Here is a 12825-nt window from a genome sequence, read left to right as displayed (position 1 = left end):
TTATTGGCAGCATCGACAGTTGCCTGAAGTGTTTTTATCATCTTTTTGAGATCGTTTATCATGTCCTTCAGCTCACGGAGCTTGATATCTTTGGAACTGTCTGCCACTGCTTTTTCCTCCTGTTTCTGATGTTTCCATTATACCAGAAAACAGTGGCTTTTCCCAGCAAAACAGCGGATTTACCAGACCTTGAAAGTGCCGAAAATACAGCAAAAAACAAGAGTTTTATGTGCATCTTTTTTACGTTGCCTTGATCGCTTTTGGCTGCTCAATATCAATGCCAGACATCAGCCAGTCGAACTCCCGCCATGTAAGATTCCGGACCTCAGATTTATTCCTGGGCCACCGGTAAGATCCCTGGGCGGTCAGTCTTTTGTAGATCATAACGATCCCGTCAGGTTCTTTTAAAATAGCTTTGATACGGTCGCATTTACGACCGCAGAAAAGAAAAAGTGCATGGTCGATCTCCATCGAAAACTGTTCCTGGATGATCGCACATAATCCATCAATGGACTTGCGCATATCTGTTCTGCCACAGACGATATAGATCGCATCAACACTTGAGATGTCCGCTAACATAACGACTCCTTAAGCGTATCCATAAGCATCTTCAGAAGTAATGGTTTGATCTCATTACTCATTCGTATAAGCAATCCGTCTGCTTCGATTTCAATCGTATGTGAATTGTCAAGGTGCATAGGACTGTTTCCATTATCTGGAATCAGTCCTGCCGGAGAATACTCCGGTTCTATAGCAATCTGGACTACATCCTGTTTATGGGACGTAAGGTCAAGAGTGCTGGCTTTTCCAACTGGATCCGGTATCTGACAGGCTTTTTTACGGAGACGGGTAACTGCATTGTAAAAACAGCTGGGAGATATCCCATGTTCATTACACCATGCAGCATCTGTCAGGCCACTTTGTCTGCATTCGGTGACCAGTTCCATCCATTCGTCCAGGGAACGTCCTGGAGCACGTTTATTACTCATAATGAAACCTCCAAATGTAGTAAATTTCTATCTCCTATCAAGCGGAGTGTAGTAAAAATCTATTTACTATCATTATGAGTTTAAAAACGTAGACAGTAAAGCTACCCAAGATTTAAGCGCTTACCCATTTCTCATTAAATTCTCTTAAAAAAGGGTATAGAAAAGGAAGCGGCAGGGGAACCGCCTCCTTAAAAACTAATGTTCTGATATTATTATTTACAATCAAACTAATCAGTAGTCTAATTTTCCCCAATAAGATTCATAATATCTTTTCAGTATTTTTTGACACTTTTTATTTTCGGAAAAAGCATCATAGAGCTTTTTATTTTTTAGAAGATATGACATATAAGTCAGCCATTCATTATCCTTTAACAGAATCGCCTGCTTTACCTGATAACCAACAGCATACACTAGCAACTGAGAATCCATTTTTTCCAACCTCTCCATGATCAAAAATGCTCCCGGCCAATTAAGATCCCGCAGCCACTTCAACATCTCGCATATGTATGTATCTAATTCTTTATCTGTTTTTTCACAGATTACTTTTGCGCAATTTTCCCATGACCATTTATATTCTATAGGTTGCATAAATACAGATAAGGATTTTATCTTTCTCGCTTCTCTAAGGGCAGCTTCCTGAACCTCTGTCGGTTGCTCCTCATCTAGCATTACAAATAAAGTATCTATATCTACTGTCATATCAATGTCCTCCATCCCATTTTACAACTACGCTTTTTACTGCCCGGGTCCAAATAGAATTTGAACCCGTGTCTATCCAAGTTTGTAACGGTACTCCCACCGGAAGTACTGTCACATGAGTAGGCTTATCTCTATATGCATATACTACTCCTGTTGCGTTCAACTTGTTTATGGTTGTAACTGCTGCTGCACGTCCAGGTCGTGGGGGAATTGTTGAAAACGAATGCCCTGTGTCCCAATCCTTCTTTTGGGGAGTTAAATTACCTGGGGTTGTTCCACCGTATCTATAAATTGGAAAATCTTTCCTCTGCTTCTTAGACCGCAGTATAGCGTCTGCGTCTATCTTGACTTCTTCTTTTTCTTTCGAAGCAAAAAATCAATTGACCCTACGAAATCTATAGCTTTATGTGCCACAAATCCTGCAACAAATCCCGCAACTGCTGATGCCACTTTTTAGCTACTGTTACTACAAATTTTTTACCGTACCAGCTAACAAAGCACCTATTGAAGCCGCAAAACATCCACTGTAATCCACAAGATTAGCCGGATTCGCAGTATGCATACATATTTTTCCCGTGGCTTCCGGTAATACTTAAACTCTTACTCCAGCTGTCATAAGTATAGTTTACCTCTGTGTTTCCATAAAAGAACTATCGTTTCGAACCTTTGGAAATCCAATTCTTTTGTCTCCTAAATTCTGAACCATTCCCTCTCCCTTTTTTTTATTTCCTCGACCTCTTTCTCAGCTTTTCTTTAGACTTTACCATTACAACATACATAAATGAAAACTCTTCAAACCTATCAAAAATTGGGGATTTCATCTTCTTATATTTGTCATAAACAAATCTCTTCTTCATCTACGGTAAACTTATCTATAACCTCCTCAAAAACATTTCTCATTCTTTGATAATTTTCTGTTTCCTGATTCTCCCCGCTTTTAGAAATGTATATTTTTTGTTCTTTTAATACAATTCCAGCTGTCAAAACACAAACAGATTCACTCTGACTATTCTGCTGAGTTATCATATCTATTAAAAATGGTGATAGCTTATCCACATAAAAAATGTTCGTTATACATATTGGCACTACAGGAAGTCTATCTATATGCTTTTTTACATATTTTTTTAACTCTTCTTTCAATAGTTTTATGTGCCTCTCTGTAAGCTCTGAAACACAAAGCTGTACTAATATCTGAGTTTTGTAGTTTTTTCTATCTTCATAAATATGTATAGATATTTTATTATGTATGTCATCTAAAAGTCTCTCTTTTGTTTCCACTACTAACTCATAATAATCCATAAACGCCCAACTGGCTATTTCCATTAAATCTTTATCCCTCAAAAAAGTTTTTATAATTTCTATTTTTTCTGAATGTTTTTTAGATGTCTGAAATATTTCACCATCAATAAATAACTTATAAAGTTGTTTTCTACTTCGATTTAAAATATTATTATATTTCCAGCTTACAAAACACCGAAAAACCGCTCCTAGTATCATCCATGCATATATAATTACATAACAAAATACTAACAATTTTGATATATACATTTGATTAAAACAGACCCAATGCACAGCCGTAACCAAAGATAATATAATTAAAGCTAAAATTTTTATTAAAGCCTGAACTTGTAAAACGTAAAAGCCTTTTAAATTCGACATCCATTTTCTTTTTCTGTGTTGTGCTATATACCCATACTGAAATAATGGATTAGACTTGTCTTCTCTTTCTGCAATCTGTGCATTCATACCAGAAAATCCTGGTATGTTACTATTACGAGCTGGACGCCAATTAACTGAGATAATCAGAATAATACTTAAATAATTATATGACATCCTCTTACTAATCATATTTGTTCCAATAAAACCAGTTATACATAAAAATGCACCAATGATACTTATAATTAGGATAAAAGAAAACAAACTATTTGTATCCATCTCAAATACCCTTTTTTTATTATCTTTTCTTTTCATACACCCTTTCCTTTCTATAATTTATTACGAAAAAACATATCTTCCAAAATATAATACTGAAAAAAATATCGAGGCTTTTCTTTCAGGTACAAAAATGCAGAAGTCAGATTTCCGTATTCTCTGTACTTAAATCTAAACACACGATCCATTTTTATAGGCTTTCTTTTATAAAACTCACCTCTTTTCATATTACCTACAAGCAGGTCAATTACAGGACTCGGTGTATGTGCTCCCAAATCTGCATTCCTATATTTCCCATATCTATCATATTTCATCTGAGTATCCTGAATCCGAAACAACTCACCACCAATATCCTGACACATTTTCTGTAAAATCAGATATACTGCACACTTTTTCATAAACTCTGAAATATATTTTTTCATCATATTTTTCTGCCTGACTATACTAAATACAGCTTACTACTATATTTCCAGCCCCGTCAATAAAAGTAACCATGTTATTCTAATACCTCTATATCCTCCATACTACCTCGCTCCACTTTCTGCTGTGTCCTTTAATATATCTACTGCCTTTTTTATCATGGAAGGCATAGGAACTCCCATCATCCCTGCATTCTCCACAATAGAAAGTACTTCATTTGCTATAAATCCGATGCACACTGCATTTCTTATGTATTCCACTCCCAGAACCATATCCAGACGAGCTGCGATCAGGACATACAATAAAGTCATTCCTTTCCTGCAAAGCCCTTTCCATCCGGCTCTGCTCTCCAACGCTCCGTTAGGCGACTTTGGACTTTTGCGGAACACAGCCGGAAGTATGATTCCGCCTGTAAGCCAGTCCAAAACCATAAAGATCAATAATGTCTTTAACGCGGTATCCCAGCCTCCAAACAGTTCCGCTACCGTACTGCCTAGAAAGGCAATTACTGTAAAAATCTTATATTTCATGCTTGCTTTCCTCCATTTCTCATGAAATCCCCTTAAAAAAGGTATAGAAAAGGAAGCGGCAGGATAAACCGCCTCCTTAATTGATTTTATAAAAATTACTGTAATTTTACATAATACCATAATGGATCGAGTTGCTTAATCTCTATTTGTTCATAATATAAATTATTCCTTATTATCTTTTTTAATTGGTTCTCTTCCTGACAACTATATATATACATTGTAGATCCGCTACTAACAATCCCTCTGGTTTCCCAAAATCCAAAAACGCTATCACTCAAAGGACTTTCCAAGTATAAAATATCACCGCCACTGGAAATTATTTTATACTTCTCGGGCAAATCAATTAACTTAGAACTCACTTCTTTTTTAATTTCTCCTTCTAAAATCATTTTCACTACTTCTTCTCGTTTTTCTTTGTATACTTGATACTTTAAATCATCAATTCCTCCATTTAACCACCAAATAAAATACCCTAAAGCCACAAGTAAAATAAACTTTTGCAAAATATTGTACTGTTTTACAAACATTCTTCTAAAAAGCATAAATATTAATCCCAAACTCATAATCAAGCAAATCAGAAACAGCAGTAAACCTAATATAAAGAACTTTTGTACAATATAATCTGAATGCCACATATAAATAAAGTGTCCTACTATAAACCAAAAACTGAACCTAATAAATTTATTATTTTTCATATATATACCCCGTCTTTCTGCGAAAGGCACCTATGAGGAGAATAAACCCCTTTGTCCGACTCTCACTTCCTAATCTACTTCCAATAGCCATACTAAATACAAGCTAACTCATTTCTTTTCCTTTACAAAAGGATTGCAGGAACTGTCTGACAGTCTTACAAAATTTCGCTGTACTGACGTTTGCATGGACTCTACCGGCAAGTACTGGATTTCTGTTTTAAATATCTTAGAGAATGATAATCTTTCGATTACTCTTTCTCAAACAATATACACGAAGCCCCAACAAAAAAATAAATCTGACCGTTACAAGTGTATAAAAGCACACCATGGTCGTAAGAAAACCATCCTTATAATCTGCCGTATACTCCTGAACTGCTATCTGGCACATACCCTCAGCTGTATAAACCATATACAACTGAGGGTTTTCTTAAATCACATCCTGAAAATGAATCAAAAATATCGACTACTTCACAGACTCTTAATTCACTATAGTAACGTGGGTATACCATCGAAGATAATATTATCCCCAATTTCTGATTAGGTATTGTGTCTATATTTACTTTTTGAATCCACCCACATGATGGTTTACTATACAGGTTTCTTTTTACTAATCACTATTTCTTTGTTTCAAACTTTTCCCTCTTAATCTACCTTCATAGAAGCTTCGATGCAGGTAAGCTACTATTTCTTATTAAAACCAATCTCTATTATCTCTATCCCACAAAACAGTTCCATATAAAACCATTAACTGGTCTTGCGGATCATCAAACGCTGCATAAAAATGATTCCATTGAATATCCGGAAAATCTGTCTTAATCTGATATAATCCGCCACCTAACACTAAGGTTATTGCTCCAAACAATTCACGCCCCACATAACCATAATGAATGTTACCTATATCATCCTGACGCACCGAATCTCCATTATAAATATAAGTACTATTTTATTACATACAGACTATTTGATCATAAATAAACACATAACGAACTCCCTTTTCTCTTTTTGGCTTAGTTCCAAGAATTTCATGAGTACCCCGTTGAGCAGTCAGGGAATTTTTCCCCGATGCCCAATAACTATCATACTGTCTAAAAGTTCAAGCAAGGAAGCGGCAGGGGAACCGCCTCCTTGGAAATTGATATTCACTTTACAATTTTTTAGCATTTCTTTTCTTTCTATATGTATGTGCCCAGCCACAAGGCAACATGATTCTGTCTTTCTGGGGATCTGTTTGTGACAGAATCTCAAAAATATTTTCTTTCATTCTTTCATATTCCTTATATCCAAATCCCTTCTGCATTCCGGGAATATACATTTTTTCTTCCTTTAAAACCACCCCAACAGGAAGGACAAAGAAACTGTTGCGCTGATGAATCTCGCCACAAAATATCTCTTCAAAAACTTGCGATTTTTCTTCTACATAAATAAAATATGTTACACAAGGAAATCCTAATGGCAAAGTTCTTTTGGAAGCATAGTGAACTTTTTTACGGACAAGCTGGTTCATCATTTCAATGTGCTCTTTTTTTAAACGGTGCTGGTACATTTGAACAAGTATTTGTACATTATTATTTTCACGGTCTTCTGCTGCGTCCAGTTTTATGTTATTCCCCATATTCCCGCCTGTTCCTAGCAGCAAATATTCCGTACCATGAAATCTTTCCTGAAAAGCCACCTCAGTTTCACCAAATATTTTAAAATATTCCGAGAATCTTTTATAAAAAAATATTCCATAATTATCATTGCGGAGGCATTTTCTGCACATTGCTTTTTCTTTAAAAAATGCACCTTGGTTCTTTTTTCTCTCAGCGTTAATAATTCCGTTATAGTATATATAAAATGCCAACCACAAAATCCTGCTAATCACTAGCGAAGAAAAAATCATAAGATCAGGCCATATAACAGAATAATACCTTCCCACATTTTCCAATTTGGTAAAAATAACAATAATATATATACTCCTTATTATCATTACAGGCATTTGAATCATTGCAATAATCTGGCAAAAATAATAACCTTTCAGCTTTGCCATTTTGCTGTTAGGATTCCTTTTATAATTCTTCCGAAAACATCCTTTTACATACAAAGGATTTGACGAATCCTCCCGCAGGGCGACCCATGATGCTTTATACCTATCACGTCCAAACTCATTGGCCTGTGACATACGAAATTCATATCCCCAATTACCAACCAATACCACAGGTAAAAAAACAACATCCAAAAAAAGTCCCAGATGTCCTCCCCAACTTCCCCGCATTACATAAAATACAAGTAAAATCACAAGCATCAAAAGAAATATAATATATTCCTTTAAAGTATCAACAACATCCCTAATAACCATTTTATAATGCTTCACTGTTTTTCTGCGCTTTACTACAGACTTCATTCACTTTCCCCCATAAATATGAGATATTCCCTCTATATAGATATCAAATATTTACAAACTCCATACCCCATACAAAGCTGTTTATATAGAATAATTCCTCTGATCTTCAGTCAAAATAATTTGGAGGGTATTTCCACCTCATAGCATTTTTCCCTGTATCTGAGCATTTTCCCCGCTGGATATGACATATATTTTGGCTACTTATCATTTTCTTTTGATCCAAATCCTGGCCTAAAGTATATCCATATATACATCCATTTTTATCATATTCTATTGTAAACAAATTCTGGCAAAATTTTCCTTCTTCTATTCCCAATCCTTTCTCCGGAAAAAGATATCGCTCCCACACCCATTTATTCAAAAAATTATCTTTATAAATATAATGTTCTCTTTCAATAGAAGCAATCATTGAATCTGATATACAGTTTACTTTTTCCAAATATTCCGGTTTATTTTTTTCATATTTTATAATGTACAAATACGATAAAAAGCTGATATCTTCTTCCAACATCCCTACAACTGAATATTTCAAATAAAAAATATATCTACCAAAATATAATACTGAACAAAAATATCGGGGCTTTTCTTTCAAATACAAAAATGCAGAAATCAGATTTCCGTCTTCTCTGTACTTAAATCTAAACACATGATCCATTTTTATGGGCTTTCTTTTATAAAGCTCGCCTCTTTTCATATTACCTACAATCAGATCAATTACAGGACTCGGCGTATGCACTCCCAAATCTGTATTTCTATATTGCCCATATCTATCATATTTCACCTGAGTATCCTGAATCCTAAACAACGCACCACCAATATCCTGACACATTTTCTGTAAAATCAAATATACGGCACACTTTTTCATAAACTCTGAAATATATTTTTCCTGTTTTTCATCATATTGTTCTACCTGACTATGTCCTGGTGAGTTGTTGCCTGCTCTGTATTTTCTCTTCTTGTCACACTGCTTCTGAACATCCAGCAACTCAAAGATTTTATTTTTTCGTCTGTTACATTCATCCTCATCTAAGTCTTTTGTCTGTTGAATTGCTATAATCTCAGGACACTCAAGAAAAGCATTCAGACAATTATAGGATTCCTGATTAAATTGACCCTGTGTATAAAATTCACTAACAAGCTCCTGCCAAAACTTATTTTCATTGATTTTCTTCATTCAATCCCCCCCTTCTCCACTACTATTCTCCCTGACTCTGCACCGCCTGTTCTTTTTAAAACGATATGAAAATAAGACAAAAAGCTTCTGCTGGATGAAACAACACTGATCTGATTACAAAGAAGCAATACTACATCCAAAATACCGCTGCTACTAAAAGCTTATCCCAACTATGCTAAATACAGCTTACCACTATATTTACAGCCCCGTCAATAAAAGTAACCATGTTATTCTAATACCTTTATATCCTTTTTTATAAAGAAAACGGCTGAATTTTCAACCGTTTTCTCTCACATCATAAATATCTGAATCTCCAGTCCTTATCATCTTCCAACCCCAGAATCACATTTACCGGAACTTCCAGAACTCTGGATAATCTCATTAAAAATTCCACGTCCATTTTTGTTATCCCGTTCTCAATCCGTGAGATCGTCATCGTTGACACGTCCATAGCTTCTGCAAGAGATTCCTGACAAAAATCACAGCGTTTCCGCAATTTTCGGATCCTTTCTCCCATTTCAATTCTCTGCTGATTAAATTCCTTCTGCATCAACTGTTACCCCCTTCAGATTTTTCTTCTGTAAAGTAAAATATAAACCATAGCCTCCTTCCTGATATACAAACATTTGTTTGTATATATTTTATAAGAAACATATGTTTGTGTCAACCCAATAAAACGGACTGAACTATATTTATTTATAAAATTTTTGTTCTGATATCTCTTTTTCTGCTTTTCCCAATTACCTTCTATGCCTCTGTCAGATTTTATAGCTTCGGTATATCCTCCATACTACCTCACTCCACTTTCTGCTGTGTCCTTTAATATATCTACTGCCTTTTTTATCATGGAAGGCATAGGAACTCCCATCATCCCTGCATTCTCCACAATAGAAAGTACCTCATTTGCAATAAATCCGATGCACACTGCATTTCTTATGTATTCCACTCCCAGAACCATATCCAGACGGGCTGCGATCAGGACATACAATAAAGTCATTCCTTTCCTGCAAAGCCCTTTCCATCCGGCTCTGCTCTCCAACGCTCCGTTAGGCGATTTCGGACTTTTACGGAACACAGCCGGAAGTATGATTCCGCCTGTAAGCCAGTCCAAAACCATGAAGATCAATAATGTCTTTAACGCGGTATCCCAGCCTCCAAACAGTTCCGCTACCGTACTGCCTAGAAGGGCAATTACTGTAAAAATCTTGTATTTCATGCTTGCTTTCCTCCATTTCTCATGAAATCCCCTTAAAAAAGGGTATAGAAAAGGAAGCGGCAGGGGAACCGCCTCCTGATTACTATTTATCACCTGTTTTCTAACAATTCTCTCCAATCTACTTCTATCTCATAATCATCAATGTAAAGTTTATAATCTGAAGGTACCTCTTTTAAATAAGAGTAGTATATGCTAACATTTAAGCCTTTGCCCAGTTTTGATTCAAAATAAATAAAATTACTATTCTCTGAATCTTTAACATTTCTCTTTTTCCATCCATTCTCTGTAGAATCCCACAGGAAAATATAACAACTATCTGTATTTCCATCCCATGTAATACCCGCTCTATAATCAGCAGTATTTTTGTCCATTGCTGAATTTCCTGCTGCATTTCCGTTTCCACCTAGTAAGAAGTCTTGGGGAAGTTTCCACTTATCTTTTCTTTTCTCATAAATGTTCACGTATATTATTCCCTCATCAGATTCAGGCACAAACGCTGTCTCTTCTCCAATAAGCGGATGTCCTTGTTGATTCGTCTTTCCATAAAATGAGATTGCTTTTTCCAGAGAAGTAAAAGATATTGTATTACGGACTATATTTGTAAGAAAATATGATGCCAACATAATAATAGAAATATACAGTATCCATTTTCTTACCTTTCCTGTTACAGCCTTTTTCTTCTTTCTGTTAATCAGCCAGACAGCGGCGCAGCAGACCACCCAGAAAAACATTATATTTCCGATTATCGTTTCAAATCGCTGAAAGTCCAATTCCCTTATCTCCTTTTCTTTTATTTCTCAAATATCTTTTCACGTCAGAATAATCACATTATTACTTATAGATTCCAGAAGAACAATCTTTTCCAGACCTTTTCACTGATTATCTTTTAGTAACTTTTCCCAACCTACTTCTATCTCATAATCATCAATATAAAGTTTATAATTTGACGGCGTATCTTTTAAATAACTGTAATAAAATTTATTTACTACACCTTCTACTGGTTTCGAACTAAAATATGTAAATCTGCTATTCTCTGAATCTCTTACATTCCTCCTTTTGCAGTCCTGGCTCCTTGTCTCCCAAAGTATTATATATCGACCATCTGTGTTTCCTTCCCATATTACACTAACCATATATTTGTTTGTATTTTCATCTATATCATTATGTATTGAATCTTCATTTAAAAGCCAACAGGGAAGTTTCCATTTATTTTGTTTTTTATGATAAATGCTTAATTCCAATCCGTCATTAAGTTGAGGAACAAGGGCAGTCTCTGTTCCTATAAGCGGTTGTCCCTGAGGCTTTGTATTTCCATAAAATGAAACTGCTTTTTCCAGAGAGGCAAAAGATATGGTACACTTGACTAAATTTGACATAAAATATCCTGCAAAAACAATAATCGAAACACATATCATCCTCTTTTTTAGCTTTCCTGCTGTGACTTTCTTCTTTTTTCTGTGAATAAACCAGATAACAACACAGCAGATCACCCAGAAAAGAGCTATCGTTTCCACTATCATTTCGAACTTTTGAAAATTCAATTCTTTTGTCTCCCAAATAATGTTATTCTATTTATAACTCCTCTGAATCCTCATATCCCCAATAACTTCTATGATTGTTACACTCCTTCAATCCCATTAACTTAAGGAAATCTGCCCGCATTTCTATATATTTTTTCCGTTTTCGTTTCATAATACCAGAGCACTCCAGAACTCTTAGGGACGGTTTTCCAGAGTATATCTTGCCATTATCAGAAATCCCCTCAAATCTAAGTACTGCAGCCAAACGGTTTCGCCTTTTTTGTGGATTTACAGATAAAACTTTCCAAAATCTCTCTTCTAGTTCCTGGTTTCCCTGTTCCACACAGAGTAAAAAGCTCAAAGAAACATTATCCGTTTTATACTTATTCTCAATACATCGCCCCCAGAAATCTGCAAAAATATCGTTTTGTCTTTCCATAATATCTTCTGAGTAGGTTTGTATATATACTACCTGAAATATCTGTAATTCCCCTTTTTTTACACGAAGATAACTGTCTGTATATCCACCATATGTTTTAACAGTATTTGTATACTGATATCCCATCTTCTGTGTAGCTTCCCTCAAATTTCCTCTTATTTTCTCCTTAGGAACGTAATAATTGCAATCAAAAGGTCGATAATAACCAAATCCATGAGGCTTTGCTATATATCGGAACGGCATCCAGGTTCCATGTGAATCCTCCATATAACTGAAGTCTTTATAGTATTGTCTTCCATAATAATTAAAAATTATTATCCAGATAATATTACAGATCCAAAACAATATCCCCATACTGTGGATCATAAGTTTCGAATAAAAAAACACTGGCATCCTAAACACTATATCCGAAGAAACAATAGTAGGTATCCTAAGCATAACAACACGCTCACTCCAATCTACAGGACAGAACTGATAAGTAAAAACAATAATCCAAATACTTGCCCAAAAAACAATAATAGCCACTTGACAATAAAATATCCCTTTTAGAAACGACCAATATTCCGATTTTTCTGCATCCTTCCTAAAATATCCTCTGACATATAACGGATTATAAGAGCTTAATTCTCGGTCAGTATTTATTATATTTTTGTCAATTTGTGGCTTTAAATATACACCTGACAAAATGCATCCTATACAATAAAAGTAATACTTATCATCATATGCAAACCATGTCATTGCCAAATTTAAATTTATAAAATATACTACAAACCACACAAATATGTATGTAACTGACCTTGGCTTTTTCATCTCCATCCCCCTTTTTAA

Annotated in this window: 15 protein-coding genes; all 15 read right to left on the bottom strand. The window is 35.2% G+C overall.

The features are described 5' to 3' along the window. Positions 1 to 240: 240 nt before the first annotated feature. On the bottom strand, positions 241 to 579 hold the full coding sequence (tnpB, locus tag NSA57_RS08910; RefSeq protein WP_117689872.1) for an IS66 family insertion sequence element accessory protein TnpB: 339 nt from the start codon (positions 577 to 579) through the stop codon (positions 241 to 243). Next, entirely contained in the window at positions 573 to 989 is a 417-nt protein-coding gene (tnpA, locus tag NSA57_RS08905; protein ID WP_257464621.1) for an IS66 family insertion sequence element accessory protein TnpA, read from the bottom strand. The genes tnpB and tnpA overlap by 7 nt, the downstream gene beginning before the upstream one ends. 231 nt (positions 990 to 1220) lie before the next feature. Further along, entirely contained in the window at positions 1221 to 1688 is a 468-nt protein-coding gene (locus NSA57_RS08900; protein WP_171026645.1) for a DUF5071 domain-containing protein, read from the bottom strand. 834 nt (positions 1689 to 2522) lie between these two features. Further along, on the bottom strand, positions 2523 to 3659 hold the full coding sequence (locus NSA57_RS08895; RefSeq protein ID WP_257464620.1) for a hypothetical protein: 1137 nt from the start codon (positions 3657 to 3659) through the stop codon (positions 2523 to 2525). A 14-nt stretch (positions 3660 to 3673) separates the two neighbouring features. Continuing rightward, positions 3674 to 4045, bottom strand: coding sequence for a hypothetical protein (locus NSA57_RS08890; protein ID WP_022067313.1), 372 nt, complete (start codon positions 4043 to 4045; stop codon positions 3674 to 3676). Positions 4046 to 4144: 99 nt separating this feature from the next. After that, a complete protein-coding gene (locus tag NSA57_RS08885; protein WP_147600220.1) occupies positions 4145 to 4570 on the bottom strand; it encodes a phage holin family protein in 426 nt (141 codons plus the stop codon). A 95-nt stretch (positions 4571 to 4665) separates the two neighbouring features. After that, positions 4666 to 5265 carry a hypothetical protein gene (locus NSA57_RS08880; protein ID WP_173753423.1) on the bottom strand — a complete coding sequence of 200 codons (600 nt, stop codon included), beginning with the start codon at positions 5263 to 5265 and terminating at the stop codon, positions 4666 to 4668. 691 nt (positions 5266 to 5956) lie between these two features. Then, complete coding sequence (locus NSA57_RS08875; RefSeq protein ID WP_147600284.1) at positions 5957 to 6196, bottom strand: polymorphic toxin type 44 domain-containing protein; 240 nt, start codon at positions 6194 to 6196, stop codon at positions 5957 to 5959. A gap of 213 nt (positions 6197 to 6409) precedes the next feature. Then, positions 6410 to 7648, bottom strand: coding sequence for a hypothetical protein (locus tag NSA57_RS08870; protein ID WP_147600285.1), 1239 nt, complete (start codon positions 7646 to 7648; stop codon positions 6410 to 6412). Positions 7649 to 7754: 106 nt separating this feature from the next. Further along, entirely contained in the window at positions 7755 to 8822 is a 1068-nt protein-coding gene (locus NSA57_RS08865; protein ID WP_147600286.1) for a hypothetical protein, read from the bottom strand. Between the two features lie 295 nt (positions 8823 to 9117). Then, the gene (locus NSA57_RS08860) at positions 9118 to 9372 is read right to left on the bottom strand and encodes a helix-turn-helix domain-containing protein (protein ID WP_138270964.1); all 255 of its coding nucleotides are present in this window, start codon (positions 9370 to 9372) and stop codon (positions 9118 to 9120) included. Positions 9373 to 9612: 240 nt separating this feature from the next. Then, positions 9613 to 10038 (bottom strand): phage holin family protein, encoded by a 426-nt coding sequence (locus tag NSA57_RS08855; RefSeq protein WP_257464619.1) that lies wholly within the window; start codon positions 10036 to 10038, stop codon positions 9613 to 9615. 89 nt (positions 10039 to 10127) lie between these two features. Next, positions 10128 to 10808 (bottom strand): hypothetical protein, encoded by a 681-nt coding sequence (locus NSA57_RS08850; protein ID WP_257464618.1) that lies wholly within the window; start codon positions 10806 to 10808, stop codon positions 10128 to 10130. 102 nt (positions 10809 to 10910) lie between these two features. Continuing rightward, positions 10911 to 11579 carry a hypothetical protein gene (locus tag NSA57_RS08845; protein ID WP_257464617.1) on the bottom strand — a complete coding sequence of 223 codons (669 nt, stop codon included), beginning with the start codon at positions 11577 to 11579 and terminating at the stop codon, positions 10911 to 10913. Between the two features lie 31 nt (positions 11580 to 11610). After that, positions 11611 to 12807 (bottom strand): hypothetical protein, encoded by a 1197-nt coding sequence (locus NSA57_RS08840; RefSeq protein ID WP_147598802.1) that lies wholly within the window; start codon positions 12805 to 12807, stop codon positions 11611 to 11613. Between the last annotated feature and the right edge of the window lie 18 nt (positions 12808 to 12825).

The sequence above is a fragment of the Blautia caecimuris genome (assembly GCF_024622975.1).
GTDB lineage: Bacteria > Bacillota > Clostridia > Lachnospirales > Lachnospiraceae > Blautia_A > Blautia_A caecimuris.
The sequence above is the reverse complement of the archived record's forward strand: the minus strand, read 5'-3'. Positions and strand labels throughout refer to the sequence as shown.